The organism is Kouleothrix sp. (genome assembly GCF_046328425.1).
Lineage (GTDB): Bacteria > Chloroflexota > Chloroflexia > Chloroflexales > Roseiflexaceae > Kouleothrix.
On sequence record NZ_JAXLWP010000016.1, the window covers coordinates 1 to 26,977 of the forward strand.

Sequence of the window (26,977 nt, forward strand, 5' to 3'; positions counted from 1 at the left end):
CGACCCCGACGGCCGCGTCGACACCTTGCCGCTGCTGACGCCGGACGAGCGGGTGGAGCTGCGCGGCTGGAATGCGACGGCGGTAGCGTACCCGGCCGAGCAGCGCCTCGACGTGCTGCTGGCCGCGCAGGCGCGCGCCACCCCCGACGCGACCGCGCTGTGCTACGACCATCCCGACGGCCCGCAGGCCCTCAGCTACGCCGCGCTCGACGCCCGCGCCAGCCAGCTGGCGGCCTACCTGCGCACGCTGGGCGTCGGCCCGGATTGCCCGGTCGGCATCTGCGCCGAGCGCTCGCTCGAGCTGGTGATCGGCCTGTTGGGCATTCTGAAGGCCGGCGGCGCCTACCTTCCGCTCGACCCCTCCTACCCGCCCGCGCGCCTGGCGTTTATGCTCGACGACGCGCGGCCGAGCGTGATCGTGACCCAGCGCCACCTCGCCGCCGGGCTGCCCGCGCACGCCGCGACGGTGCTGCTGCTCGACGAGCCCTGGCCCGATGCACCGCCCGCGCCGCCGAGGATCGACCCCGACAACCTGGCGTATGTGCTGTATACCTCGGGCTCGACCGGGCTGCCCAAAGGCGCGGGCATCAGCCACCGGGCGATCGTGAACCGGCTGCGCTGGATGCAGGCGACCTACCAGCTCACCCCCGCCGACCGCGTGCTGCAGAAGACCCCTTTCAGCTTCGACGTCTCGGTCTGGGAGTTCTTCTGGCCGCTGCTCACCGGCGCCACCCTCGTTCTCGCCCGCCCCGACGGCCACAAAGACCCCGCCTACCTCGTCGGGCTGATCCACGCCCAGCAGATCACCACCCTGCACTTCGTCCCCTCCATGCTCGCGGCCTTCCTCGACGCGCCCGACCTTGCGCGCTGCGCCAGCCTCACGCGCGTGATCTGCAGCGGCGAGGCGCTGCCGGCGGCGCTGCAGGCGCGGGCGCACGCGCGCTTGCCCGAGGCGGGGCTGCACAACCTGTACGGGCCGACCGAGGCGGCGGTGGACGTGACGGCGTGGGCGTGCGTGCGCGGCGACGCGCGGGCGAGCGTGCCGATCGGCCGGCCGATCGCCAACACGCAGATCTTTCTGCTCGACGCGCAGCACCAGGAGGTGCCGGTGGGGGTGGTGGGCGAGCTGTACATCGGCGGGGTGCAGCTGGCGCGGGGGTACGTGCACCGGCCGGAGCTGACGGCGGAGCGGTTCGTGCCGGACGGGGTGAGCGGGGCGGCGGGGGCGCGGCTGTACCGGACGGGCGACCTGGCGCGGTACGCGGCGGACGGCAGCATCGAGTACCTGGGGCGGGCGGATCAGCAGATCAAGCTGCGCGGGATGCGGATCGAGCTGGGCGAGATCGAGGCCCGCCTGGCCCTCCACCCCGCCGTGCGCGAGGCTGTGGCCATGGTGCGGGAAGACGAGCCCGGCCAGCGCCGGCTGGTGGCCTACATCGTGCCCGCCGACGACGCGCTGGCGTGGGGTGTGGGCACGCTGCCCGACGAGCAGCTGCACGACTGGCAGACCGTGTTCGACACGACCTACGCCCAGGCCACGCCCGCCGCCGACCCGGCCTTCAACATCGTCGGCTGGAACAGCAGCTTCACCGGCGAGGCGCTGCCGGCCGAGGCCATGCGCGAGTGGGTCGACCAGACCGTCGCGCGGATCAGCGCGCTGGCGCCGCGCCGCGTGCTCGAGCTGGGCTGCGGCACTGGCCTGCTGCTGCTGCGGCTCGCCCCCGCGTGCGCGGCCTACGTCGGCACCGACGTCTCGGCCGTGGCGCTGGCCGAGCTGGCCGCACACACCCGCGATCTGCCGCAGGTGTCGCTGCAGCAGCGCCCGGCGCACGACCTGGCCGGTATTGCCGACGGCGCGTTCGACGTGGTGGTGCTGAACTCGGTGGCGCAGTACTTTCCCAGCGCCGAGTACCTGCTGGCCGTGCTGGCCGAGGCCGCGCGCGTCACCGCCCCGGGCGGCGCGATCTTCCTGGGCGACCTGCGCAGCTTGCCGCTGCTCGAGACCTTCCACACCGCCGTCCAGCTGCACACCGCCGACGACAGCCTGCCCGCGCGCCGGCTGCGCCAGCGCGTGCAGCGCAGCTGCGCGAACGAGCACGAGCTGGCGATCGACCCGGCGCTGTTCGCCGAGCTGTGCGAGCGCTGGCCGGCGCTGGCCTTCGCCGAGGTGCAGCTGAAGCGCGGCCACGACCACAACGAGCTGACCGGCTACCGCTACGACGTGGTGCTGCGCCGGGCGCCGGCCGCCAGCCCCGCCGCCCCGCCTTGGCGCGACTGGGCCGATACCGGCTGGTCGCTGGCCGACCTGCGCGCCGAGCTGCGCCAGCAGGCGCCCGACGCGCTCGGGCTGGCCGGCGTGCCGAACGCCCGCATCCAAGCCGCCGCCGACGCGCGCGCCGTGCTGGCCGGCCCCGCCGCGCCCGATACGGTTGGCGAGCTGCGCGCCGCGCTGGCCGCGCGCGCCCGCCCGGCGCTCGACCCCGAGGATTTCTGGCGGCTGGCCGACGAGCTGCCCTACGCCGTGGCGGTCAGCTGGCCGGGCGGGCGCGCCGATGGCAGCTTCGACGTAGTGCTGCGCCGCCGCGACGCGCTGGCCGCCCCCGCCGCAGCCGATGCGCCGGCCGCGCGGCCCGAGCCTGCCGACTGGGGCCTCTTCGCCAACCACCCGCTCCAGGCCAAGCTCGCGCAGCGCCTCGCGCCCGAGCTGCAGCGCTACCTGCAAGAGCACCTGCCCGAGTACATGGTGCCGGCGGCGTTTGTGATCCAGCCGCGCCTGCCGCTGACGCCCAACGGCAAGCTCGACCGAGCGGCGCTGCCCGCGCCGCTGCTGCTTGAGCTCGACGCCGACGCAATCGTGGCGCCGCGCACGCCGGCCGAGCAAACCCTGGCCGAGATCTGGCGCCAGGTGCTGCGGCTCGACCAGGTTGGCATCCACAACAACTTCTTCGCGCTCGGCGGCGACTCGATCATCAGCCTGCAGATCATCGCGCGCGCCAATGCCGCCGGCCTGCGGATCACGCCGCAGCAGATGTTCCAACACCAGACGATCGCCGACCTTGCGGCGGTGGCCGTGCCTGTTGCGCCACCCGAGGCCGGCGCCGCCCCGGCCGCGCGCCCTGCCACGGGCGGCGGCACGCCCGCCGATTTCCCGCTGGCGCAGCTGAGCCAGGCCCAGCTCGACAGGCTGCTGGCCGAGCGCGGCCCGATCGAGGATATCTACCCGCTCGGCTCGGCCCAGAGCCACATGCTGCGCCAGTACCTCGCCAACCCGCTGCCGGGGCTGTACCTGATCTACGAGGTGTTCTCGATCGAGCGGCTGCAGCCGGAGGCGTTCGCCCGGGCCTGGCAGCAGGTGATCGCGCGCCACCCGGTGCTGCGCACCTCGTTCGCGTGGCAGGGCCTGGCCGAGCCGCTGCAGCTGGTGCACCCGCCCATGCCGATCGCCGTGGCCCGCGAGGACTGGCGCGCGCGCACCCCCGCCGAGCGCCGCGCCGCGCTGGCCGAGTACATCGAGCGCGACCGCCAGACGCCCTTCGACCTTACCAGGGCGCCGTTCACCCACCTGGCGCTGTTCCAGGTGTCCGACGAATCGTACCTCTTTTTCTGGGGCTTCAACTACATGCTGCAGGAGGGCTGGAGCTTCCCGCTGCTGGTGAAGGAGCTGTTCGACTGCTACGAGGCCGCCTGCGAGGGGCGCGACTTCGATGGCGCGCCGCCGCGGCCGTTTCGCGACTACATCGCCTGGCTCAAGCAGCGCGACTTCGCCGCAGCCGAGGCGTTCTGGCGCGCCGAGCTTAAGGGCTTCACCCGGCCCACGCCGCTGGCCGCGCGCACGCCCGGCAACAGCCCCACGCCGGGCACCGGGTACGGCCAGCAGCAGATGGTGCTACCCGAGCGCGACGACGCGGCGCTGCGCGCTATGGCGCGCCAGCACCAGCTGACGCTCAACACGCTGCTGCAGGGCGCCTGGGCGCTGCTGATCGGCCGCTACACCGGCGAGCGCGAGATCGTGTTTGGCTCGGCGGTGGCGGGCCGCCCGGCCGAGCTGCCCGGGGTTGAGTCGATGATCGGCCCGTTCAACAACTTCCTGCCGATGCGCGTGGCGCTCGCGCCCGCCACCCCGCTGCTCGCCTGGCTCAAGGCCTTCCAGATGCGGCAGGTCGAGCAGCGCCGGTTTGAGTACGCGCCGCTGCTCGATATCAAAGCCTGGAGCGATGTGCCGGCCGACCAGCCGCTGTTCGAAACCTACCTGACGTTCGAGAACTTCCCGATCGACCCGGTGGTGATCGCCAAGAGCGAGCAGCTGCTGCGGTCGATCACCGGCACGACCCAGACCGAGCACGCCATGCGCGTGACGGTGTGGGCCTTGCACGCGGTCTCGCTGTACCTCTCGTACTACCAGCGCTGCTTCGACGACGCCACCGCCGAGCGCATGCTGAACGAGCTGCACGCCATGCTGATGGCGATCGTGGCGCGCCCCGATCAGCGGCTCGGCGACTTGCTGGGCTGGCCGCAGGGCTAGCCCGCGCCCGTTGGTGGGGGTTTGGGGGCGGCTTCGCCGCCCCCAAATTTCTTATTGCGTTGCACGATGTGGCGAAGCCACGTCGTGCAACGCAATCTCTACGTGGTCAAGCGAACGCGGAAAAACCGCACGCAGAAGTTCGGGGGCGGCGAAGCCGGGCAGGGCAGCGCACAAAGAAGCGATCAAGCGGCGTTGGTACTACCCCAGGTCGAGCACGCTGTCGAGCCCGCGGCGCAGGCCGGTGAACGAGGCGACCTTGCGGATCGCCAGCAGCGCGCCGTCGACATACGGCTGGGCGCTGCCGCCCGAGTCGTGGCGGATGGTGAGCCGCTGGTCGGGCATGCCGAATATGATCTCCGCCGAGATCGTGAAGCTGGGCAGCCGGATAGCGTGCACCTGCGAGCCGCCGACGCGCGCGCCGCGCGTTTCGGCAATGCCCTGGGTTTGCTCGAGCGGGACGGTGAGCTCGGCGGGGCGGATGCGCGCGAGCCGCGCGGCCAGCTCGCGCACGGTGCCGCTCGGCGCGTCCTTCTTGCCGTCGTGCGCGTAGTCGATCAGCTCCCACTGCGGGATGTACTTCGCGGCTATCTCGGCGAACTTCTGCAGCAGCACCACCGTCAGCGCGAAGTTGCCCACCGCCAGCACGCCGCGCTGGCGCTCCGCCGCGACAGCGCCGATCTCGTCGTAGTCGGCGTCGCTCAGCCCCGACGTGCCGATCACCACGTGGGCGCCCTGCCGCAGCGCCTCCAGCACGTTGCCCTTGGCTACGTCGGGCTTGGTGTACTCGAAAAAGACATCGCACGGCTGCGCCAGCGCCTGCGCGGCGCTCGCGTAGATCGGGCTGGCCAGGCGCGGCTCCGACAGCACGTCGCCCAGCGTGCGCTGGGCGTGCGAGCGCGATACCGCGGCCACGATCTCGATATCGTCGGTTTGGGCGATCGCGCGGGCCAGCGCCGAGCCGGCCCATCCTGTTGCGCCGGCAAGGCAAACACGAATGCTCATAAATAATGGCTCCTGGGGCGCGGCGCCTGGTGCGCAGGCCCGGCAATTGTGGCGCCGATCCTAATCTCCTTGATGCGAGTTGTCAATTGACACGAGTTACGCGGTTTGGTATTACATTGGCGCCGCCTCGACGTATGCCATTGGGATGCGCAGCCGCAGCTCGCCCTGGCGCGCGGCGTGCGCATTCAGCGCTTGCTCGAGCGCGCCGAATACGGCCGGCTGCTGCGCGGCCGGCACCACGGCTTTCCAGCCATCCAGAAAGGCCAGCTTGATGAAGAAGTGCCGAAACAGCGCGCTGCCGTCGGCGAAGCGCAGCCAGGCATCCTGCTCGACCACGCGCGCAACCCGGAAGCGCGCTGCGGCGATCTGGTCGCCAAGCGACTCGACCGTGGCGCGGTGCGCGATGTGCCGGCCGAGCCGCGCCTGCGCCTCGGCCAATCCAAGCCGCGCCAGCACCGCCGCGAACACCTCGTACAGCTCGTGCATGTGGCCCTGCAGGTTTGTGGTGAGCGCTAGCGTGGCGCCTGGGCCGCACACTCGCCGGCATTCGCCGAACACTGCGGCCGGGCTCTCGAAGTTGTTGATGCCGAGGTTCGACACAATCAGGTCGATCTGGCCATCGGCAAACGGCAGCCGCGCGGCGTCGCCGGCGACGCACAGCACCTGCGCTACCTGCCACAGGCCGGCCTTCCGGCCCGCGCGCGCCAGCGCCGCCCGCCACGGGTCGATGCCGTACACCCGGCTGCCCGGCCCCAGCCGCTGGGCCAGCTCGAGCAGCGGGAACCCGGTGCCGCAGCCGAGATCCAGCGCGCTGATGCCCGGCCGCAGCGGCACGTGGCGCAGCAGCAGCTCGCCAAAGCCCGCCGACCACAGCGGCAGCTCGTCGTAGCAGCTCACAAACGCGGGGTCGGCCAGGTCGAGGCCGAAATTCAGGTAATCGGTGCGCTCGTCTGTTGGTTGCATATGTTCCGGCCTTTCGCGCCATGGCGCGGCGCTACCGCCGTGCATGGGGGGCTTGGAGGGCGCAGGCCTTCCAAAATCATCTTTTTTTGCCCGGTCGCGGGCACGGCCGTGGCCGCGGCGCCAGCTAAAGAAGTTTTCGGGGGCGGCTTTGCCGCCCCGAACCCCCCACCGCGTAAGTGGCAAGCGTCCTATGCTCACCGTATTTGAAGGTAGTGCTTTCAAAGGTTCACGCTCACCGCGAGGCCGGTTTGCGCCTGCACGAACAGGGCGGCATTGCGCACCGGCTCGCGCAGAAACTCGCGAAATTCCTCGCGCGTCGGGTCGCGCCGCAGCTGCCACGGCTCCACCGCCGGCGCAACATTCAGCAGCCAGCGCATGGTCGCGAGCACTTCGAAGTATTCAAGCTGCTCGATCGCGCGCTCGCTCTGGCGGGCATACTCGGCCAGCACGGCGTCGCTGAATGCGTCGAAGTGGCTGCGGCGCATCAGCATAAGCGCCCAGGCCAGGTCGAAGCGCGCGTCGCCAATGCGCCAGTCCCAGTCGATCACCCACAGGCGCCCTGCCGCGTCGAGCAGCACATTCCAGGGGTGGTAGTCGCGGTGCAGTATCGCCGGCTGCGCGCACGGCACCGCCGCCTGGCGCTGCTCGAGCCAGTCGACCACGCCGGCCAGCGTGGTGTGCCGCGAGCGCCGGGCGTCGCGGCGCAGCTGCCGCAGCTCGCGCTCGAGCGGGGCGTGTGGCCGGGCCATGCGGAATGTTGGCTCCAGCAGCTGTGGCGCGAGCCGGTGCAGCTCGGCCAGGCGGCCCACAAACAGGCGGGTGAGCCGGTCGCGCTCGGCTGGCTCGGCCTGCGCGAGCGCCTCCCACAGCGGCTGGCCGGCGATGTGCTCCATCACCACGAACGGCGCGCCAAGCGCCCCTGCGTCGAGCTCGCACAGGCTGGCGTGGGGCACGGCCAGGCCGGCCGCGTGTAGCCCGCGCAGCGCGCGCCACTCGCGGGTTGCGTGCTCGCGCCCGCGCGCCGTCGGCGCGTAGGTTTTCAGCACCAGCGTGGGCGCCTCGGCGCCGGCGGGGCCGTGCGGCCGGAGCGTAAAAGTGTAAAGGCGGCTGGCCCAGCCGCCGGTGAGCGCCGACAGCGGGCCAACCGTGGCGCCGGGCTGGCCGGCGCCGTGGCTCGCGTAGTACGCCTGGAGGCGCGCTTGCAGCTGGTCGAGCATTGGCATGGGCCGTAGTGTAGCACGATTTCAGCGCGCTGCATACACCAGGCGCCGCACTGTAGCCGGGCGTGGCGCTAGCCCGAAAGGCCCCAGCGCTCGCGCACGCGCCGCTCGATCGGCGAGAACAGCAGCTGATCGACAGCTACGCCGATGAAAATAATCACCAGCATCACCGCCAGCACCTCAGCGGCGTCGTTCAGGTCGCGCCCGGTCTGCAGCAGGTTGCCCAGGCTGAGCGTGAAATACAGCAGCTCGCCGGCCATAAGCGAGCGCCAGGCAAACGCCCAGCCCTGCTTCAGCCCGCTGAGCACCGCGGGCAGCGCGGCCGGCAGAATAACCTGGGTATACAGCGCCACGCCGCGCGCGCCCAGGTTGCGCGCGGCCTTGAGATATAGCGGCGGCGTGTTCTTCACGCCGGCCTCGACGCCGAGTGTGATCGAGAACAGCGCGCCCATCACCACCACAAAGATGATCGCCCGCTCGCTCAGGCCCATCCACAGGATCGCCAGCGGCAGCCAGCAGACGCTCGGCAGCGCCTGAAGGCCCACCACCAGCGAGCCGATTGTTTCTTCGAGCACGCGCACGCGGCCGATCAGCAGCCCGAGCGTCAGCCCAAGCGCCAGCGAGATGCTGTAGCCCAGCGCGATCCGCCGCAGGCTCACCAGCGCGCCGGTGATGAACAGGCCCTTGCGTATGCCGGCGATCAGCGTCTGGCCGACAGTCAGCGGGCCGGGGAACAGGTACTCGGGCCAGATCCCGCTGCGCGCCAGCGCCTCCCACAGCGCCAGCATCAGCAGGTAGAATAGCGCTCGGCGCAGCCAGCGGCCGGCGAGCAGGCGCGGCGCCCAGGCTGGCGCCGGTTGGCTGAGCGCGCTCATCGGCCTACCTCGAGCGCACTCAGCTCATCCGCGCCGCGCAACACCGCCAGGATCTCGGCCGCGAGGTCGATCAGCGCGTGGTCCTCGAGCGTGCGCGGCCGCGGCAGGTTCACCCGGAACTCGCGCACGACACGGCCAGGCCGCGGCGAGAACACCAGCACGCGATCGCCTAGCGCCACGGCCTCGCGCACGTTATGCGTCACAAACAGCACCGTCTTGCGCGTAGCCGCCCAGATCGCCTCGAGCTCGGCGTGCAGCCGATCGCGTGTCAGCGCGTCGAGCGCGCCGAACGGCTCGTCCATCAGCAGAACAGCCGGGTCGATCGCCAGCGCGCGCGCGATTGCCACGCGCTGGCGCATCCCGCCAGAAAGCTGGTGGATTGAGTGGTGCTCAAAGCCGCTGAGATGCACCAGGTCGATGAAGCGCCGGGCGATTGCGGCGCGCTCGCTCCGCGCAACCCCGGCCTGGCGCAAGCCAAACTCGACATTCGCCTGCACGTCGAGCCAGGGGAACAGCGCGGCCTCCTGAAACAGCAGCACCCGGTCGGTGCCGGTGCCGCGCACCGGCTGGCCGTCCACCAGCACCGACCCGCTGCTGGCCGGCTCGAGGCCGGCCACAATGCTCAGCAGCGTCGATTTGCCGCAGCCGCTCGGCCCCAGCAGGCACACAAACTCGCCCGCCGCAACTTCGACGCTCGTGGGGCGCAGCGCTTCGACTGCGCCCCCGCGTACGGTAAATGTCTTGCCGACATCGGCGATGCTGAGCGCCACCCCGCCGGCGTGCTGGCCGCGCGCCGGCGCGGCCAGCGCATCAAGCCCCTGCCGTTGTAGCACCATGCCAGGCCCTTTCACTACTCTGCGCTCATGGGCGGTAGGCTCTTTGCCGGGCGGTTCCACTACTTTGCGCTCACAGCCGGCAGGCTCTTTGCCGCCAGCACCGTGTTCAGCGGATCGAGATCGTAGATCCCCGTCAGATCCGGCTTGCTCTCGCCCAGAAAGCCCAGCGCAAACGCGCTCTCGGCCGATTTAAACAGCGTCGGCGCCAGCGGGTCGTAGGTGATGTCGAGATTGGTATACGATTTGTCGAGCACCCCGGCCGGCAGCGGCTTGCTGGTAATACGCTCGATCTCGCTGTTCACAATCTTCTTGGTCTCGTCGGCATGCGCCGCGATATACTGCACGGTGTCGACGTGAGCCTGGAGGAATTTCGCCACCAGGTCGGGGTGATCGGCCAGAAACTGCCGCCGCACCACCACCAGCGTTGTGGTGAACTTGCCGCCCGGCCAGAGCGTGCGCTCGTCGACAAACACCTGGCCCTTGCCCTCGATCACCAGGCGAGTGGCCCACGGCTCAGGCACCCACGCGCCGTCAAGCTGGCCCTGCTTGAACAGCGTCAGGATATCGGGGTTTTGCGTTGGGATGATCTGCACGCTGCCGCCTTTGTCGGCGGTCTGCAGGCCGTTCTCCTGCAAGTAGAAGCGCAGCGCGACGTCCTGCGTGCCGCCCAGCTGCGGGCTGGCGAGCTTCTTGCCGTCGAGATCTTTGGCGGTTTTGATACTGGCCTCGGGCCGCACGACAAACAGCGCGCCGCCGCTCGAGGCCCCGGCGATAATTCGCAGCGCGTCGCCTTTGCTCTTGACGTAGCCGTTGATCGCTGGGTTTGGCCCGACGTAGCCAATGTCGACCTCGCCGGCAAACAGCGCCTCGATCAGCGCCGGGCCTGCGTTGAAGGTTTTGGTCTCGAGCGCGACATTCGGGCCGAGCGCGTCTTTGAATGTGCCGCGCTGCACGCCCACCAACGCCACTGCGTGCGTCAGGTTGGGGAAGTACGCCAGCCGCACGGCGGTAGGCGCGGTGGCGGCAGCGGGGGCTGCGGTGGGTGCGGCGGTTGGCGCGGCGGCGGGGGCTGCGGTCGGCGCAGCGGTTGGCGCAGCGGCGGGGGCTGCGGTCGGCGCGGCGGTTGGCGCAGCCGTGGGTGCGGCGGCGGGGGCGCCGCTCTGGCCGCAGGCTGCCAGCAGCGCGAGCATCAGCAGCAAGGCTGCAGCGGCCCGCCAGCGTGCTACGAGTGGAGTGTGCATGGTCTGTCGTTCCTTTCTTCCAACATCATCTGTTCCTATCCAGCCAAGCCGCTCCACGCCGAGCTGCTACAGTCTGCAGGTGCATATTATACTTGATATTTTTGATCTATTTTATAAAGTAATCACAGCCAAAAAAAAGAGCCGGGGTGCCGGCGCAGCCAGGCAGAATACCGCTGTGCGCTATTGGCAGCAACGCCCAAGCCGGTTACCACGATACCACAGGCACGTTTGAATTCTGGTTAACAAGTGGTTATAAATCGGTCACAGCGGCGGCGGCGCAATGCCAGTGCACCGTAGCGCAGCCGCATCCATACGCGCTCGGGCGGAGTATACTATTGCAGGCTAGCACACCCCCGAACCGGGTTTGATAAAAGATGGAAGACGAAACAGCCCCGTCTTCCGCCTTTCGTCCTTTGTCCTGAAAACTCGGATCAAACCTGCGGTAGCCTGTACAATAGCGGCCAGGCCCTTAGAGGAGCGCCCATGCCAGCTCGGGAATACGCGCCGCACCAGCTGCTCGCGCCGTATGTGCATAGCTTCTGCATCTCCGAGCGCCACTTTGCGGCGCCGCACGCCACGTTCGACATTTTCCCCGACAGCATGATCGAGCTTGTGTGGAATATAGGCGCGCCGTGCGCGCTCGTGCTGCCGGATCGAACCTTTCCGCTGCCCGCGTGCTACGCCGTGGGGTTGCTGCAAAGCCCGCTGCGCATTACCGCCGAGGGTCTGGTTCAGGTGGTGCGGGCGCGCTTCTACCCTTGGGCGCTGCAGCCGATCATCGGCGCGTTTTTGCGGCCCACCGGCCTTCCATCCGCCGCCGGGCTGCTGTGGGTCGCCGCCGAGCTGCTGCCGCCCGCGCCAGGCCCGGCCGCGGCGCCGCACGACGGCGAATGGGCGCTAGAGCAGCTGCAGCGCATCCTGCTGCGCCAGGTGCTCGAGGCTTCGCTGGACGACGCCGGCGCCATCCAGGCGGCGCGAGCACTGATCGAGCAGCACGGCGATATCGCCCTGCCAGCGCTGGCGCACCAGCTCGGCCTTTCCGAGCGCTCGCTGCGCCGCCGCTTTCACAGCGCCATCCAAGCCAGCCCGAAAGAATTCGCGCGCCTCGCCCGGTTCGAGTATGTGTGCACCAGCCTGTGGCAGACGCCCGGCATACCGCTCGCCGACATTGCGCTGCAGGCGGGGTACAGCGACCAGGCGCACATGCAGCGCGAGTTTCGCGCGTTCAGCGGACGCACGCCGCGCCAGTTCGCCAGCGATATGCGCCGCCTTCGCGCGCTGTTCGCAGCTGGCCGAAATATGCAAGACGCCTGAGCGCGCCGCCGCTATACTTGCGCTGTCCCTCCCGGCGTGGGTGGGAAGAAAAGGAGGCCGCCATGGCGACAACACTTGGCAATGTCAACCTGTTCGTACGCGACATCGAGCAGGCAAAGCGGTTTTATGTCGAAGGCGTTGGGCTCGTCGAGGACGTGGAGCGCTCGCATCCGCCGTCGTTCGCCTTGTTGCGTGCCGGCGCGTGTACGCTGACCCTGCAAGACGCTTCGGCGCCTGGCGCGCAGTTTGAGCCTTCGCGCAGCGTCGAGCTGGGCTTCGCCGTCGACGACATAGAGGCTACGCGCGAGCGCCTTGCGGCGCGCGGGGCGACGGTGAGCGACGTCGAGCAGATGGGCTGGGGCGGTGGGTTCGACGCACTCGATCCCGACGGCCACCGGCTTACGATCTACCGCATGCGCGGCTGAGCCGGATCGCCACGCTTGCTTCACGGAGCTGAGGGCTCGGGGCGGCATTGCCGCTTCCGAGCCCTCTTTTGCTTGCGCCGCGCGTTTGCGCGGTTGGCCAAAAGCATATATTGTAGGGTGGTGGGCGTTCGGGGGCGGCAAAGCCGCCCCCGAAAACCTCCCACGCGCGAGAACACCGCGTAAGTCGTGTAAATGAGTCATAAAAAGTAGTGAGCCAGGGGGTGCAACCCCCTTTGGAACAACGAAAGTGATACTGCAGCATGCGCACTGCCAACGAACCAGCTGAAGCGCTGATCGTACCGCCCGATCGTTCGGAGGCCGGCCGCGCCCGGCTCGTCGTGATCATTGGCGCGCTCTCGGCGTTTGGCCCGCTGTCGATCGATATGTACCTGCCGGCGCTGCCGGCGTTGCCCCACGAGTTTGGCGGAAACGCCTCGCAGGCCCAGCTGACGCTGACCGCGTGCTTGCTTGGCCTGGCCGTCGGGCAGGTGATCGCCGGCCCGCTGAGCGATCGGCTGGGGCGCCGCCGCCCGCTGCTCGCCGGGGTTTTGCTGTACGCGCTGGCCTCGCTGCTGTGCGCCGCCGCGCCGACGCTGCCGGCGCTGATCGCCTGCCGGCTGCTGCAGGGGCTGGCCGGCGCGGCCGGCGTGGTGATCGCGCGCGCGGTGGTGCGCGACCTGTTCTCGGGCGCCGAGGTGGCGCGCTTCTTCGCGCTGACGATGCTCGTGAATGGGCTGGCGCCGATCCTCGCGCCGATCATTGGCGCGCAGATGCTCACGTTCACCAGCTGGCGCGGCGTGTTTGTGCTGCTCGCGCTGATCGGCGTCGGGCTGCTCGCGCTGGCGGCGTGGGGGCTGCGCGAGAGCCTGCCGGCCGAGCAGCGGCGCACCGGCGGCATTGCCGACACGCTGAGCACGTTTCGCGCCTTGCTGACCAACCGGGTGTTTGTGGGGTACGCGCTGGCGTCGGGGCTGGCATTCGCGGCGATGTTCACGTATATTTCGGGCTCGCCGTTTGTGCTGCAAAGTATCTATGGCGTGTCGCCGCAGCTGTTTAGCTTTATTTTCGGCACCAATGCGCTCGGCATCGTCGCCGCGAGCCAGGTCAGCGGGCGGCTGGCCGGCAGGGTCGGCCCGCGCCGGCTGCTGGCGATTGGGCTTGGCTACGCGGCGCTGGGCGGGCTGCTACTGCTGGCGATTGTGCTGCTGGGCGGCGGGCTGGCCGGGATCCTGTTCGGCCTGTTCCTGGTGGTATCGAGCATTGGCCTGATCTCGCCCAACGCGACTGCGCTGGCGATGGCCGAGCAGCGCCGCACGGCCGGGAGCGCCTCGGCGCTGCTTGGCGTGCTGCAGTTTATCGCGGGGGCGGCGATCGCGCCGCTGGCTGGCATTGGCGGCGCCGCAACCGCGCTGCCCATGGCGCTGATCATGGCCTGCCTGCCGCTTGCCGCGCTGGCGGCCTTTCTGCTGCTGGCGCGCCCCCAGGCCGAAGCCGGCGCCGCTGCGGCATAGGCGCGCCGCTCAGCGCGCGTGCTGCCGCACCTCCTGCACAAGCCAGCTGTTGCCGTCGGGGTCGCTGAACGCCACGAACGAGCCGTAGTCGCGGCGCTCGGGATCCGGCCCAGGCGCCTGCTGGCCCGCCTCGAAGTGGAAGATCGCGCTGGCGGCGACGCCGCGCCCGGCCAGCAGGGCGTGTGCCGCCTCGATATCGCTCACCACCAGGTGCAGCCCCTGCACCGAGCCTGGCGCGGCCGTGGTAGTGCCGACGCCGATGCTGATCGAGCAGGCCGAGCCCGGCGGGGTCATCTGCACGACGCGAAACGCGTCGCTGGGCTGGTAGTCGACGTCCAGCGTAAAGCCAAGCTGCTCGGTGTAGAACGCCTTGGCGCGCTCGACATCCGCCACCGGCAGCAGCACGAGCTCAAGCTTCCAGTCCATTAACTGTGCCTCCTATGTGCTTGGTGACGCACTCAGCCTTCGGCAGAGCGGCACTTGTTCCGTACCTGTGTGCGGTTTTCCGCGCTCCGCGTGGAAAGCCGCACACAAAGAAGGCTGAGTACTTTGAAGAGATACGCGGGGGCGGCAAAGCCACCCCCGCGCCCACGAAGCATACCCGCACTACTGCTCGGGCTCGAGCACCGCCTGCTCAAGCAGGTCGAGCGCGTCTTGCATCCCGGCCTCCATGCCCGAGTTGATGTGGGCGTCGCGATGCTCCTGGCTCTGGTGCTGCACCAGGATGCTTAGCCTGGTGTGGCCATTCTGCTCGGCCAACGTCAGCGTATTCAGCGCTGCGGCGTCGGGCTCGGGAAAGCCCTCGTACACCTCGGTGCACACGATCCGCTCGCCGGGGATAAGCTCGCGGTACTCGCCGTGGAAGGCCACCTCGAAGCCTTCATCGGTGACCATCACCCAGCGCCAGCTGCCGCCGACCCGCAGATCGACGTCGGCGACCGTCACCGCGCCGCGCCGCGCCGACCACCAGCGCCTGATCAGCTCGGGGGTTGTCCAGGCTGCGTAGATCAGGTGCTTTGGCGCCGCGAAGTCGCGCGTGATCAGGATCTGCGTGTCGCTTGGAAGCGTCACCACAGCGCTGCCTTTACTCGCCAGTGCGACCATTGTGTTCCTCCTTCTGAAGCTCGTTGAGCAGCTCGTCCAACGCGTCGAGGCGCTCGTTCCAGGTGCGCTGGTAGCGCGCCACCCAGTCGTGGATGGGCTTGAGCGCCGGGCCATGGAGCCGATACAAGCGCTGCCGGCCTTCGTCGCGCACGCTCACCAGGCCGACCTGGCGCAGCACGCGTAGGTGCTTCGACACCAGCGGCTGCGCCAGGTCGATCTCGGCTACCAGGTCGTTCACCGAGCGCTCGCCGTCCGCCAGGATGTCGAGGATCTGCCGGCGCCGCGGCTCGGCCACCGCGTTGAATACATCGGTTGTCGTCGCTGCTCGTGCCATGTGTCTATTATATACCCATATGGGAATATGTCAAGGGCTATGAACAGGATCAGTGGCTGGGTTGGCGCTGCTGCCTTCGGTGGAGGTATGGTGCAATGGGGCGGTTTCGGCAAAGCCGAAGCCGCCCCATCGCCTTGGGTGCGCCGCTGCCTGCAGAGGAAGCGCCTTATTGCTGCATAACGCCGAAGAACACGTCGTCGTAGAAAACGCTTGAGCTGACCGGCTTGTTGGCGTCGGCTGTGCTGAAACATTGCTTGAGTCCCAGCCGAACCTGTGTGGCGCGTGCGGCGATCGGCTTTTGATTGGAAACCTCGACCGAGAGCTGCTCCCAGCCCTGGCTTACCGTGAGGCACGGCGTACTATAGCCGACGAGAAACCTATCTTTCGCGTCGTACATGTCCACTGAGATCGATGCTTTGGCTCCATCGGGGCTGCTGGCCCACGCGCTGAATGTGTAGGTCTTGCCGCTTTCGATCGCGATTGGCGCGGCGGTATTCCACCCCGGCAATCCTCCTTGCCGAAATATTCTGCTTTCGATGAAGAGCGCGTGTGTGCCGGTTTTGCCGAACGTTTCGCTCCAATCGCCTTCGGCCGCTGACGTTACCGGATCGAACGTCCAGCGCGTTTCGGTGATGTTGGGCGGCTGCTCGAACGACGCGTTGCCCAGCAGGTTGACAGGCGCCGGCGTGGGGCTGGGCGTGATGCTCGGCGTAGGGCTGGCCGTGCCTTGGCCGTGACAATCAAGGCGGCACTGGAATGTGACAGGCGTGTCGGTGGCGGGCTCGGGCGTGGCCGTAGCGCTGGGCGTGTCGGTGGCGGGTTCGGGCGTGGCCGTAGCGCTGGGCGTGGCGGTGGCGGGTTCGGGCGTGGCGCTGGGCGTGCCGGTGGCAGGCTCGGGCGTGACGCTGGGCGTGGCGGTGGCGGGCTCAGGCGTAGCCGTGGGCGTGCCGGTGGCGGGCTCAGGCGTAGCCGTGGGCACAGCAGACTCGGCCGCCGGGCCGCGCATCGCCAAGGCGGTAGCGCTCAGCGCCAGCGTCAGCACGAGCACAAGGCTCAACAGCACCGCGATCACAGCCGCCGCCCGCCGTGAAAGATTGATCATAGAAAGCCTCCTCGGCAGCACGCCGGCTAGCCAAGCGTGACCATTGCGTCGACCAGGCCGAAGCGCCCGGATTCGTCGGGTACGGCATCGGCTAGGGCCTTGCCGAGGACGGTGCCGGGGCGGATGAACAGGCCGGCGCGCCGGGCATAGCCGTCCTCGTCGGCCACCACCAGCATATCGCCGGCAGCAACCGGGCCAACGACCTTGCACGGCGCCCGGCCATAGCTCACCACGCGGTAGCGCGGCGCGCCGTGCAGTGCCAGCACCTCGCTCACCACGCCGATCGCCATGGTTTCGTTGGCCTCCTGGGTTTTCACGATATAGCCCGGCTGGGCCGGGTTGGGCGCGACCATGTCGCCGGGCGCGAGCGCGTCGTCGGCCTGGTAGTCGTCGTAGAGCTGGCCGCGCAGGTCTTTGACCTTGCGCCGCAGGTAGCTCACCTCGTCGAGCAGCGCCTCGAAGTCGGCGCGCAGCCGCGCCAGGTCGATCGCCGAGGTGTCGATGCGGCGGCGCTCGTCGTCGATCGCGGCGTGCAGCTGCGGCAGTGTGCCGAAGGGCTTGCGCAGGTCGGCGATCTGCCACTGGCCCGCGCCGCCGCTGAGCAGCCCGATCGGCGCGAGGTGGTGCACCACGCCGTCGGGCGGTCGGGCAGGCAATCGCAGCGCCGGGGCGCCGGCGCGCACCGCGAACTGCCAGTAGTCGCCGGCCGCGTAGCCGTCGGCGGCGTCGAAGCTCACGCAGATGCCATTCTCAAGTTCGTACTGCCGGCCGGGCGCAATCTGGCGCGGCGCCCACTCGGCGCTTGTGGCGTTGCGATCCCAGCGGCGCAGCAGCGGGTGGAGCGCGCCGAAGGCCTTCGGCTGCCAGCGCGCCAGCAGCGCGCCAATGCCCTCGGCGCCGGCCTCGATGCGTACCTCGCCAACCAGCGCGCCAAGCTGATCGTCCTCGCCGGGCGTGAGCCGCACCTCGGCGACGCGGCCCAGCAGCGAGCGCGCCGCGCCAAGCGCGCTCGCGTCGTCCTCAAGCTCGACGGGGTCGCCGGCGCAGAGCGCGAGCCGGTCGCGCTCGAGCAGCGCGCACGTTACGCGCAGCTGCGGGGCGCTGGCGTCGCCTACGCGCTCGGCATTGAGCACCTGAAACGCCACCGCGCCGTTCTCGCGCGACCACTTGAAGCTGGCGCCGTCCGTGCCGGCGGCGTGGATCTCGACGCGGTAGAGCTGGTTGCCGGGCGCGCCGGCGCCGGCGCTGGCGGCCATGCGCGGCCTGCGCGCCTGGGCATCGGCAAACGCGCGCCAGGCGTCGCTCCAGTCGGCGGTGCCGGCCCCCAATGGCAGCGCCGCGAGGCGCCACACCACCTGGGTGCGCGTGGCGGTATCGGGGCCGCCCAGCGCCGGCTCGCGCAGATCGGGGTCTTCCAGCGCGGTGACGTGGCGCTCCCAGGCGTCGAGGTACAGCAGGCTGGCGCGGCCGTCCTCGCCGCCGAACAGATCGGCCGCGCCGGGCTGGTCGGCGTACCAGGCCGGCTGCTCGTTCTCGCAGCGCAGCCCGCCGACGTAGAAGCTCCCCGCGCCGATCTCGATATCGGGCTGCGGCGTGTCGCTCTGGCCGCGCTGGTGCGTCACCAGGGTAAGCGCGAAGCCGGCCGACTCGGCGGGAACCGCGCCGGGGCCAAGCAGGTCGCGCGCCTGCGCCGCGATTGCGTCGCGCGTGATATCGGCCTGCTCGTTCCAGTCGGCGTCGAGCTGCACGCGGCCCTGCTGCATCCGTACGCTGGTGTAGCGCTTGCGCGGGCTGAAGCTCGCGCGCGAGTAGTCGCCTTTCATTGCTTACTCCGTTATATGGCACGAGCTACGCGGTTGCTCGCGATATGGGCTCGTCTGCCTGCGGCAGCAGTGATATTTGGAGCGACTTCGTCCCTCCAAACCACCCTTTCAAAACTACGACTTACGCAGTTGGCGCCCTCAGCCTTCGGCAGAGCGGTACTCTATCTCCATATCGTGTCCAATTTCCGCGCGGAGCGCGGAAATTGGACACAGAGGATGAGCACGTACCCTGCTGCCGCAGGCTCAATTCCGTACCGTGAGGAAGCCGAATCACGCAAGTGCGTAGCTCCTAAGAACATGAAAAAGTATCGCTCTGCGTAAGCGGCTATGTAACAAAAAAGAACCCGGCCTCAAGCCCGATCGGCAGGTATTCTTCAAGAACCGGTGCCAGGTTGTCTTCGGCCTGGGCAGTGTAGAGGCTGGCGAAGGCCCCCTGCTGTGTTCCGTCGGTGGCGCCGCGCCGGTGGGCCACCGGGCTCGCGGGGCGCAGCTGCGCATAGCCCGGCTGCCCATAGCGCGTGCTGGTGAACAGCGCCGCGCTCGCGCCCGCATCGACAATCGCACTGTCGCTGGCGGGCACAAACGGCTTGCCAGCCGCCGCCGCCGCGCCGGCGACGAGGCTATCGCGCAGGCTCAGCGCCAGCGCCCGCACATCGCCAAAGACCGTGACGCGCTCGAGCGTGACCCGCGCGCCTTCGTCGCCGCTCAGGCTGGCGAACGCCGTGGCCTTGGCCTCGCGGCCGGGCGCGCCGTCGATGATCGAATCGCTGGCGAACACGCCCAGCAGCGTTGGCGGCGCGCGCAGCGGCCCCACAATACTCGAGCGGATCGCCAGCTGCGCGATGCGCGCGCGCCCCTCGGCCAGGTGCAGGGTGGCGCCGCCCACGATCGTGCAGTGCTCGATCGCCAGGTCGATCCGCCCCTCGGCCGGCCTGGCGCGCCGGCCCTGGCCGACGCGCAGGCTGCCGTCGATCAGCAGCCCGTCGATCAGCAGGCGCCGCGCGCGAATATCGCCAGTGTAGGCGTCGTCCGGCTGAGACGCCAGGCTGGCTATGCTGCTCAGGGCGCTCGGCTGCTCGCCGGGGCCATCGAAGCGCACCAGCAGGTCGCAGCCCGGGCCGATCGCCGGGCGCACGCCATTGTCGGCGGCGATCGTCAGGTTGGCGCCGAGCGGCAGCCACACCACCAGGTCGCCCAGGCCGTCGTCGCCGTGGCGGGTGTTGTCGAGCAGGCGGATGATGCCGTGCGGCTCGGCGCCGTGCGCGAGGCAGCTCTGGCAGTGGCTATTCCAGGCCACCAGCGCCTCGCGTAGCGTTGGGACGCTGCTGCCGCGCGCCACCGCGATCACGTTGGCGTCGCCGATGCTCGGCTGCTGGCTGCGCCGGTGGTAGGGGCCGCCGCCGATCTCGGCGCTGAAGCCGTAGCTGTAGGTGGCGCGCAGCGTAGCGCCGGCCGCGCTAGGGTCGAGCAGCGCCACGTGGCCGCTGAGCGGGTCGATCACCGCGCGCTTGCCGTGCTGGCGCAGCCGATCGAGCGCGCCGTCGGGCAGGGCCGCCAGGTCGGCGCAGGCCACCGCCATTGGCGGCAGCGGCTCGGCGCCGCCGCCGGGCCACGCCAGCGCGAGCTGCAGCCCACGGTCGGGGCCGTAGAAGCGGCTGCTGGCCGCGCGATCTTCGGCGCGCGTGGCGGCGTAGGTGCGGGCGTACTCGTCGAGGTCGGCCGCAAGCTCGGCGCGGTGCAGCGCCAGCGGCAGGTGGCGGGCAGTGAGGCGCCCGGCGATATCGCCGACGAGCTGCGGCTGGTTGAACAGCTGCATGGGCCGGCCGGTTGGGTGCAGCGCGAAGCGCGCGAACGCCGAGCCGTGGGGCGCCGGCAGCGGGTAGGGCTGGGCCTCGCGCACGGTGTAGGCGCGCAGCCGCCACACGAACAGCGCGAGGTTGCCGAGGTTGTAGCGCCCGGCGCGCGCGCCTTCGGCCGGGCTGAGCGCGCGCACGTCGGCGCTGTGGGCGATCTGGTTGAACGGCCCGCCGGCATGGTCGAGCGCCAGCGCGTCGCGCAGGTTGGCGCTGGCGGCGGGAGGGCGACCGTGCGCGGCCACGTGCGGTGTGGCGGCGATCTGCTGGTACAGCTCGACCGCGCGCACATGCCAGCCAGTCACGTCGCGCAGCGCGTACTCGAGCACGCTGAGCGCGCCTTTGCGGCGGCGGTAGGCGATCGTATTCGCCACCTGCCGGCGCTGCGTGCCCAGAATGCGGCGCTGGTGGCTCATCGTGCGGATGCCGACCAGATCGGCCAGGTAAGGCAGCACCCAGGTGTCGCACGTCTGCACGAACCAGTTATCGTAGGTCGCCTCGACATCACGCTCGATCGTGCGCAGCTCGCGCTCGAGCACCGCCAGCATGGCGCGCAGTGGCTCGCCGGCGGCGGCGTCGTGCTGGCGGTAGATCGCCGGCAGCAGCTGGTAGAAGCGCTCGATTTCGCTCATACGCTCGTCTCCAACACAATTCCGTCGTCGGCGCTGGCGTTGATCAGCAGCAGCTGGGCCGGCAGGATGCGCGCGCCGTCGAGCCGGGTGGGCCGCGCCTCCAGCAATACGTCGGCGGCGTTGGGGTTCTGGCTGCCCACGCCGGGCGTAGGCGCATGGCCGCGCAGGTACAGCGCGCCGATCTCCACGGCGGCCACGCCTTCGAGCGCCTGGAGCACGCGAATAATATCCGAGCTGGCCAGGCTCTGGCCCAGCGCGCGGCTGGCGAAGCCGAATGCGTCGGCGAGCGCGCTGCGGGCTGCGGCCCGAATCGCGTCGGCGCGCGCGGCGTGGGCCGGCTCGATCAGCAGGCGCGCGCGCACGTGGAAGTAGTTCGTGTCGCAGTGGTCGATATACAGCGGCGGGGTGGGCGCGGCGCGCTGGCGCTCGATCGCGCCGGCAAGCGCGGCGGGCAGGGCGTCGTCGGCGCCGTCGGCCAGCTCGGCGCCGGCGATCGTCAGGTGCAGCAGGCGCTGGCGGCCGCGCGCCAGCTGGCGCATCTGCGCCTTGAGCACGCCGGGGTAGCTGCGGGCGAAATCCTCGAAGTCGGCCAGCGACACGATCCGCTCCATCGCGCGCAGCCCCTGCGGCGCCAGCGCGCGCGCGCTGCTCATGCGCTCGGGGTCGGCGCCGCCGCCGCTGGGCAGCGGGTTCGTCACGGCCTTGACGCCGCGCGGCGCGCTTTGGAGCACCGTCAGGCTGCCGGCCGGCAGGTTGCCGGGCGATCCGCCGCCGCTGCGGTAGGTCGCCTCGATCTTCCAGGTGCCGGTTGGCAGGCCGGCGCCATTCACGCCATCGCCGAAGATCACCTCGCTGGACGGAAAGGTGGGCGGCTGCGCGGCGATCGGCCCGCCTGCGGCGGTGTCTGGCGGCACGTTCGGCTCGCCCGACCTGGCGTCCTGGCGCAGCACGAACACGCGCTGGTTGCGGGCGCGATTGTGCAGGAACGGCACTTCGCTCCAGCGCACGCCGTTCACGGTGAGCGTGAGCGTGCTTGCGGCGCCGGCCGGCGTGGCCAGGTAGGCCAGCGGCGGCTGCTTCAGCAGAAAGCGCTGGTTGACGCTCATCGCGTCGCTGCTGCCCAGCAGCTCGTTCTTGACCGTGGCGCCGTGGCTGGCGGGCACGATGTTGGCGCACAGCGCGACGCTCGCGCGGTCGTAGATGTTCGCCAGCGCGCGCGTGAAGCTCAGGATGGTGCGGCCGTCGCGGTGCTCGGCCAGGGCCAGCTCGGCCAGCTCGCTCACAACCTCGTCGTCGTCGTGCGCCGGCTCGAGCCGCAGCGCGCCGGGTGCGCAGCGCAGCAGGCCCTCGCGGCCCGCGCGGGTGCGCACGCGCCAGGCGGGCTGGCCCGGCTGCGGCGGCGCCAGCACCAGCAGCAAGTCGTCGGCCGCGATCGGGTCGGCGCGCAGCCCATCGGGCGACTCGAGCGCGGCGCCGGGGGGCGGTGTCGCGCGGGCGCGGCGCCCGCTGATCGCCAGAAGCTGGCCGGCCGCGAGGCCCGGCACGATCCCGGCGCAGTCGATCTGGCCGGACGGCTCGAAGCCAACCGGCCGCTCGTCGCTGCAGCTCAGCTCGGGGCCAAGCGGCAGCACCCGCACGCCGGCATGGTCGAAGTCGCCGAGGTCGCCGGGCGGCTCGATCGCCAGGCGCGTGAGCCGGGCGGGCCGGGCCGGGTCGCGGCTGTCGATCAGGCTCGCGCTGACGACGCGCGCCAGGCGTGGGGCCGGCGCGGGCCCCGGGCCGTCGGGCTGGCGCAGCAGCACCAAGTCGCCAGCAGCCAGGTCGGGCGCGGGCAGCGCGAGGTCGAGCAGGCCGCCGTGGCGCGCCGCGCGCGGCCATCCGGGCTCGGCGGGGTCGTCGAGCGGCGCGCCGGCGGCGAGCAGGGCGGCATCCAGCGGCGCGAGCGCCAGCGGCGTCTTCAGCGGCGCCCGGCCGAGGTCGGCCCAGCTGGCGCCGCCGTCGGCCGAGCGCAGCACCTGGCCACCCGCCAGCGCGGCCAGCAGCTCGCCCGCCGGCGTATACGCCAGCGCGCTCACATTCGCCTGGGCCAGCGCCGGGTCGGCGACAGGCCGCCAGCTGCGCGCGAGGTCGCCAAACAGCGCCCGCGTCAGCGCGCGGCCGGCGCGGTCGAGGTAGCCGCCGCTCTGCTCGTCGCCGTCATTCGAGCAGAACAGGCCCTGCTCGGTGCCGGCGAACAGCCGGCCGTCGGCGGCGGCGACGAGCGCGCGCACCGGCCGCCCCAGGCTCACCCAGGGCGCGCGGGCGCCGGCCCGCCAGGCGCGGGCGAGCAGCCAGATCGCCAGGCCGAGCGCCAGCGCAAGCAGCAGCGCGTCGGTGACGAAGACCAGCTGCTTGAGCGTGAAGGCCGCCTTGAGCGCCGGGCCGACAATCGGCAGGCGCGCGATCTGGGTGGCAAGCCAGGCGTAGCTGTAGCTGGCCTGCTCGATCAGCGGCACCGGCGGCTTCTCCGGCAGCTCCTTGCCAAGGATCTGGAAGAGCTGCAAGGCCAGCGCGTTCACCACGCCGATCAGCGTGTTGATCAGCTGGGCGACGAGGTGGAACAGCCGGCCCAGCAGCCAAAATGGCCCAAACAGCTGCACCGCCAGCAGCACCAGCAGCGCCGGCACAGCCAGCAGCGCGGCGCGGCCGGCCTGGCTCGGTGGCGGCGCGATGTGGAACACGCCCGCGTCGGTGCCGGCGAACAGCTCGGCGCTTGTGCCGCGCCGCGCCAGCGCCAGGGCGCGCACGGGCACCGGCGCGAGGCCGCTCTTCGGGTCGGCGTTGGGCAGCGCGTGGTTGGCCGGCGCCCAGCTGCGGCCGCGGTCGGCCGAGAGCAGCACGCCGTCGTCGGTGCCGGCGGCCAGCCACTCCTGGCCGGCGCGGCCGTAGGCCGCCAGGGCGCGCACCACCGTGCGCGGCAGCGGGCCAACCCCACCGCGCGCGGGCGGCGGCGGCACCTCACCCGACACAGGCGTCCAGCTCACGCCGCTGTCGAGCGACACGAACACCGCGCCGCCGTCGCCGCCGGAGTAGATCGGGCCGGCCTCGGCCAGCGCCAGCGCGTGGAACGACCGGCGCGCCAGGCCGACTCCCGCGCTCTGCCAGCTCTCGCCGCCGTCGAGCGAGCGGAACACGCCGGCGTCGGCGGCGGCCAGCAGCGCCCCGCCCGGCTCGCGCGCCAGCGCGCGCACGGTCATCGCGGGCATGCCCAGCGCCGCTGGCGCCCCGGCGAGGCCTGGGCGCTCGAGCGCGTAGACGCCGCCGCGGCTGTAGGCGAACAGGCCCAGCGGCGGGCGCAGCGCGTACACCCGCGCGTCGCGCAGGCTCGCGCCGGCGCTGCCAACCCCCGGCACAATCGCCCAGCTCAGCACCGTCTGGCCGCGCCGTGGGTCGGGCGTGGCGGCGCGCACCTCGGCCAGCAGCCACTCCGGCAGCGCGGCCGCGCCGGGCGGCGCATCGGCCAGCAGCAGCAGCAGGTCGCCGGGGCGCGGGCCTGCCGCCACGCCAGCCAGCCGCAGGCCGGTCGCGTTGCGCGCGATCTCGGCCACCGGGCCGCTGTGAACCAGCTCGGGGCGGATGTCGTTCCACTCGGCGCGCGCCGTGAAGGCGGCGTCGGTCTCGAAGGTCTGCGGCAGCCGGCCCTGTGGCGGCACGCTCAGCACCGCAACGCCGGCCGGCAGCACCACCTGGCGCGCCGGGTCGTCTTTGGTGCTGAGCACGGTGAAGGCCAGGTGCGCGCTGGCCGACACGCCGGGGCGCAGCTCGTAGCCGATCGCGCGCGCCAGCTCGAGCACCGAGCGATACTCGGCGGCGGTGCGCAGGTAGCCCTCGTTGATGATGCGCTCCTGGTAGAAGCCGAGCACCTCGGTCACCGCTGCCCAGGCCTGCACCAGCGCGATCGACCAGTCGCCCTGGCTGTCGCGATTCAGCGCCTCGAGCGGGGCGGCGTCGCCGGCGCGCTGCGCCGGCAGGCTCGCTAGCATGCGCGCCAGGGTTGCGCTGTAGCGCCCGCCGGCGTAGCGCAGCGCCGCGAGGCCGGGCGGGTTGTAGCGCGTCAGCGTGGCGCGCGGGCGCGGCAGATCGCTCATGCAATGCCACCTTCGATCATCAAGCTGAACTGGCCCACGCCATCGCGCGCAGGCGACAGCCGCGCGATCTCAAGCGCGCCGACGGCGATATGCTCCGCGTCGCTGGCCGTGCCGGCGCGCCGGAAGCGGCCGGCGCGCACGCGCGCCACGCCATCTACGCCGGCGGCGCAGGCGATCAGGCGGCTGCGGTGCACCGGCTGGCCAAAGCCAAAGCCGGCCGGGTCGAAAAAGCCCGCTGGCCCAAACAGCGCCTGCATCAGCGCCGCGCGCACCACGCTCTGCTGGCGATCGGGCGGCAGGTACGCCACCAGCTGCACGTCGAGCGGCACATAGCACGGCGGCGCCACCGCCAGGTCGTAGCCGACCAGCCGGTAGGGCTCGAGAAACGCGCGCAGCTCTTCGCGAAAGGCCGCGTCTTCGGGCCAGCCATCGCGGCGGCGCACATACACCAGCAGCGTCGTCCAGCTGCCGGTCCAGCGCGGCTCGGCCACGGCCTCGGCCACCTCGGGGTGGCGCATAGCCATGCTGGCGTAGTCGGCGGGGGTGACGCAGCGCGACTGGGCGTCGTAGGCGCGCGGGTCGTACTCGGCGCCGGTGTCGTCGGGCGGCTGCCACGAGCGAAAGGCGTGCGGCGCGTGCATGCGCGCTACCTCGATGCGCTGGGGCGCGGCGCCGCCGCGCGCCGGCAGCGGGTTCGAGGCGTCGCTGATCCGCCGGATGATCTCGTCGATCGTGGGGAGCGCGCCGCCCGGCGGGGTGTTGCTGTCGAGCGCGGCCGGGCCGAGCGCGAGTGACGCGAGCGAGTCGCGGCCGACATTGCCCAGCGGCCCGCCGCCGATCCGGTAGGTCGCCAGCAGGCTCGCGCCCACCACGCTGGGCTGCCAGCCGCCGTCGGCGAAGCCGAAGCGCAGATACGCCGTGCCGTCGTCCTCCATCTCGACGATATACTCGCGCGCGAGGTTGCCGCTGCTCAGCAGGTCGCGGCGCAGCGCCCAGGGCTTGGTCGGGAAGTAGCCGCCCGAGCCGGCGGGGAACTGCTTGAAGGTGAGCAGCGACGGCGTGCCGGCCTGCAGCGATAGCGGCCTGGGCCACAGCTCGATCAGCTCGATCGCCGGCATGGCTGCGGCGCATTCCTGCTCGATCGTGGCGGCGGCCGACTGGCCAACGCGCGCGCGGGCGTGCTCGTAGGGCACGGCGTGGGTCAGGCCGGCCAGCCGCAGCGGCGGGCGGTAGCGCGCGGCCGCGGGGATCGGCGGCAGCTGCTCGTCGGCGATCGTGCGGCCGTGGTCGGCCAGCACAATGTTGCCCCAGGCCACGCTGATCGGTCGGGCGCCTGCGCCAAAGTCGCGGTTCGTCACCAGCGCGAATGGCAGGGCGTCTTCTTCGTCCCAGCTGATCGTCGTGGTGGCGGCGGCGCGCTCGATCCGGCTGATCCGCACGGCGTGGCGGCGCGCCGGGCTGGCGTCGGCGGGGCGCCCGGTGGACGGGCCGCGCACCTCGGCGAAGATCAGCACGTCGCCGGCGGCCAGGTTCGGCAGCCTGCCCTGCAGCGTCGCCGTCACCGTCCCGGCCGGCAGCTCGCCCTGGCCATCGAGCGCGATCTCATTATGCTCGGCGAACAGCGAGGCCGCGTGCATGGTCTCGAACACCACCGGCGCCTTGGCGAGCATATCGGCGTAGTCGGCGCTGCCCTGCGCCACCACCGCCGGCGCGCGGTCGCCCTCGGCGGCGGTGAGCAGCTGCGTGCCCCTGGGCAGCGCCACGTCGGCGCTGACGCGCACGCGCGCCCACAGCCGAGCGTTGCAGCCCTCGTGCAGGTGGTAGTCGAGCAGCTGGGCGTGGCGGCGCACCGATCGGCGCAGGCGCGCGGTGCCGAGGTACATCTCGGTCGCCACCGCGTCCTGGTAGTAGGCCAGGTAGTCGGCGGCGTAGGCCAGCAGGTCGATCAGCGCGTTGCCCTGGTCGGCGGCGGCGCGCTCTTGCCAGCCCGGCACCGTCACCGAGAGGTGATCGAGCAGCAGCTGGCGAAAGCCGGCGAAATCGCGGGCCAGGTAGTCGATATGGGGCGGGGCTTGCTCGGTGCTCATGCGGCA

At 71.1% G+C, this 26,977-nt stretch carries 18 protein-coding genes; 4 read left to right on the plus strand and 14 right to left on the minus strand.

What is annotated here, in order from left to right; all coding sequences use genetic code 11:
• Positions 1-4,522, plus strand: a 4,522-nt coding sequence (locus tag U0177_RS15730) for an amino acid adenylation domain-containing protein (protein WP_409571598.1), incomplete at its 5' end; no start/stop codon positions are given.
• Positions 4,523-4,720: 198 nt separating this feature from the next.
• Here U0177_RS15730 and dapB read toward each other — a convergent pair.
• The 6 genes from dapB to U0177_RS15760 all read right to left on the minus strand — a co-directional run bounded on the left by dapB (position 4,721) and on the right by U0177_RS15760 (position 10,659).
• On the minus strand, positions 4,721-5,524 hold the full coding sequence (gene dapB / locus U0177_RS15735) for a 4-hydroxy-tetrahydrodipicolinate reductase (protein ID WP_409571599.1): 804 nt from the start codon (positions 5,522-5,524) through the stop codon (positions 4,721-4,723).
• 111 nt (positions 5,525-5,635) lie between these two features.
• Positions 5,636-6,487 carry a class I SAM-dependent methyltransferase gene (locus U0177_RS15740; protein WP_409571600.1) on the minus strand — a complete coding sequence of 284 codons (852 nt, stop codon included), beginning with the start codon at positions 6,485-6,487 and terminating at the stop codon, positions 5,636-5,638.
• A 218-nt stretch (positions 6,488-6,705) separates the two neighbouring features.
• A complete protein-coding gene (locus tag U0177_RS15745; protein WP_409571601.1) occupies positions 6,706-7,704 on the minus strand; it encodes a phosphotransferase family protein in 999 nt (332 codons plus the stop codon).
• Between the two features lie 74 nt (positions 7,705-7,778).
• The gene (locus U0177_RS15750) at positions 7,779-8,582 is read right to left on the minus strand and encodes an ABC transporter permease (RefSeq protein WP_409571602.1); all 804 of its coding nucleotides are present in this window, start codon (positions 8,580-8,582) and stop codon (positions 7,779-7,781) included.
• Positions 8,579-9,418 (minus strand): ABC transporter ATP-binding protein, encoded by an 840-nt coding sequence (locus U0177_RS15755; protein ID WP_409571603.1) that lies wholly within the window; start codon positions 9,416-9,418, stop codon positions 8,579-8,581. Before U0177_RS15755 ends, U0177_RS15750 begins: the two co-directional genes overlap by 4 nt.
• A gap of 59 nt (positions 9,419-9,477) precedes the next feature.
• Positions 9,478-10,659 carry an ABC transporter substrate-binding protein gene (locus tag U0177_RS15760; protein WP_409571604.1) on the minus strand — a complete coding sequence of 394 codons (1,182 nt, stop codon included), beginning with the start codon at positions 10,657-10,659 and terminating at the stop codon, positions 9,478-9,480.
• Positions 10,660-11,142: 483 nt separating this feature from the next.
• Here U0177_RS15760 and U0177_RS15765 point away from each other — a divergent pair, with 483 nt between their 5' ends.
• The 3 genes from U0177_RS15765 (at position 11,143) to U0177_RS15775 (ending at position 13,909) form a co-directional block, all read left to right on the plus strand.
• Positions 11,143-11,973, plus strand: coding sequence for a helix-turn-helix domain-containing protein (locus U0177_RS15765; protein ID WP_409571605.1), 831 nt, complete (start codon positions 11,143-11,145; stop codon positions 11,971-11,973).
• 62 nt (positions 11,974-12,035) lie between these two features.
• Positions 12,036-12,398: a VOC family protein gene (locus tag U0177_RS15770; protein ID WP_409571606.1), complete on the plus strand. Its 363-nt coding sequence runs from the start codon at positions 12,036-12,038 to the stop codon at positions 12,396-12,398.
• Positions 12,399-12,658: 260 nt separating this feature from the next.
• Positions 12,659-13,909 (plus strand): Bcr/CflA family multidrug efflux MFS transporter, encoded by a 1,251-nt coding sequence (locus U0177_RS15775; RefSeq protein ID WP_409571607.1) that lies wholly within the window; start codon positions 12,659-12,661, stop codon positions 13,907-13,909.
• A gap of 9 nt (positions 13,910-13,918) precedes the next feature.
• Here the strand turns inward: U0177_RS15775 and U0177_RS15780 are convergent, their stop codons facing one another.
• From U0177_RS15780 to U0177_RS15815, 8 genes are all read right to left on the minus strand, one after another.
• A complete protein-coding gene (locus U0177_RS15780; RefSeq protein ID WP_409571608.1) occupies positions 13,919-14,335 on the minus strand; it encodes a VOC family protein in 417 nt (138 codons plus the stop codon).
• Positions 14,336-14,515: 180 nt separating this feature from the next.
• A complete protein-coding gene (locus U0177_RS15785) occupies positions 14,516-15,013 on the minus strand; it encodes an SRPBCC family protein (RefSeq protein WP_409571609.1) in 498 nt (165 codons plus the stop codon).
• Positions 14,994-15,347, minus strand: a complete 354-nt coding sequence (locus U0177_RS15790; RefSeq protein ID WP_409571610.1) for an ArsR/SmtB family transcription factor — start codon at positions 15,345-15,347, stop codon at positions 14,994-14,996. The genes U0177_RS15785 and U0177_RS15790 overlap by 20 nt, the downstream gene beginning before the upstream one ends.
• A gap of 166 nt (positions 15,348-15,513) precedes the next feature.
• Complete coding sequence (locus U0177_RS15795) at positions 15,514-16,449, minus strand: hypothetical protein (RefSeq protein WP_409571611.1); 936 nt, start codon at positions 16,447-16,449, stop codon at positions 15,514-15,516.
• Between the two features lie 26 nt (positions 16,450-16,475).
• Entirely contained in the window at positions 16,476-18,272 is a 1,797-nt protein-coding gene (locus U0177_RS15800; protein WP_409571612.1) for a DUF6519 domain-containing protein, read from the minus strand.
• Positions 18,273-18,597: 325 nt separating this feature from the next.
• Positions 18,598-20,757 (minus strand): phage tail protein, encoded by a 2,160-nt coding sequence (locus U0177_RS15805; RefSeq protein ID WP_409571613.1) that lies wholly within the window; start codon positions 20,755-20,757, stop codon positions 18,598-18,600.
• Complete coding sequence (locus U0177_RS15810; RefSeq protein ID WP_409571614.1) at positions 20,754-24,884, minus strand: baseplate J/gp47 family protein; 4,131 nt, start codon at positions 24,882-24,884, stop codon at positions 20,754-20,756. Before U0177_RS15810 ends, U0177_RS15805 begins: the two co-directional genes overlap by 4 nt.
• Complete coding sequence (locus U0177_RS15815) at positions 24,881-26,971, minus strand: putative baseplate assembly protein (protein ID WP_409571615.1); 2,091 nt, start codon at positions 26,969-26,971, stop codon at positions 24,881-24,883. Before U0177_RS15815 ends, U0177_RS15810 begins: the two co-directional genes overlap by 4 nt.
• Positions 26,972-26,977: the final 6 nt, after the last annotated feature.

Coding starts and splice junctions, on each gene's coding strand:
- dapB (WP_409571599.1), bottom strand. CDS start 5,524: ATGAGCATTCGTGTTTGCCTTGCCGGCGCAACAGGATGGGCCGGCTCG.
- U0177_RS15740 (WP_409571600.1), bottom strand. CDS start 6,487: ATGCAACCAACAGACGAGCGCACCGATTACCTGAATTTCGGCCTCGAC.
- U0177_RS15745 (WP_409571601.1), bottom strand. CDS start 7,704: ATGCTCGACCAGCTGCAAGCGCGCCTCCAGGCGTACTACGCGAGCCAC.
- U0177_RS15750 (WP_409571602.1), bottom strand. CDS start 8,582: ATGAGCGCGCTCAGCCAACCGGCGCCAGCCTGGGCGCCGCGCCTGCTC.
- U0177_RS15755 (WP_409571603.1), bottom strand. CDS start 9,418: ATGGTGCTACAACGGCAGGGGCTTGATGCGCTGGCCGCGCCGGCGCGC.
- U0177_RS15760 (WP_409571604.1), bottom strand. CDS start 10,659: ATGCACACTCCACTCGTAGCACGCTGGCGGGCCGCTGCAGCCTTGCTG.
- U0177_RS15765 (WP_409571605.1), top strand. CDS start 11,143: ATGCCAGCTCGGGAATACGCGCCGCACCAGCTGCTCGCGCCGTATGTG.
- U0177_RS15770 (WP_409571606.1), top strand. CDS start 12,036: ATGGCGACAACACTTGGCAATGTCAACCTGTTCGTACGCGACATCGAG.
- U0177_RS15775 (WP_409571607.1), top strand. CDS start 12,659: ATGCGCACTGCCAACGAACCAGCTGAAGCGCTGATCGTACCGCCCGAT.
- U0177_RS15780 (WP_409571608.1), bottom strand. CDS start 14,335: ATGGACTGGAAGCTTGAGCTCGTGCTGCTGCCGGTGGCGGATGTCGAG.
- U0177_RS15785 (WP_409571609.1), bottom strand. CDS start 15,013: ATGGTCGCACTGGCGAGTAAAGGCAGCGCTGTGGTGACGCTTCCAAGC.
- U0177_RS15790 (WP_409571610.1), bottom strand. CDS start 15,347: ATGGCACGAGCAGCGACGACAACCGATGTATTCAACGCGGTGGCCGAG.
- U0177_RS15795 (WP_409571611.1), bottom strand. CDS start 16,449: ATGATCAATCTTTCACGGCGGGCGGCGGCTGTGATCGCGGTGCTGTTG.
- U0177_RS15800 (WP_409571612.1), bottom strand. CDS start 18,272: ATGAAAGGCGACTACTCGCGCGCGAGCTTCAGCCCGCGCAAGCGCTAC.
- U0177_RS15805 (WP_409571613.1), bottom strand. CDS start 20,757: ATGAGCGAAATCGAGCGCTTCTACCAGCTGCTGCCGGCGATCTACCGC.
- U0177_RS15810 (WP_409571614.1), bottom strand. CDS start 24,884: ATGAGCGATCTGCCGCGCCCGCGCGCCACGCTGACGCGCTACAACCCG.
- U0177_RS15815 (WP_409571615.1), bottom strand. CDS start 26,971: ATGAGCACCGAGCAAGCCCCGCCCCATATCGACTACCTGGCCCGCGAT.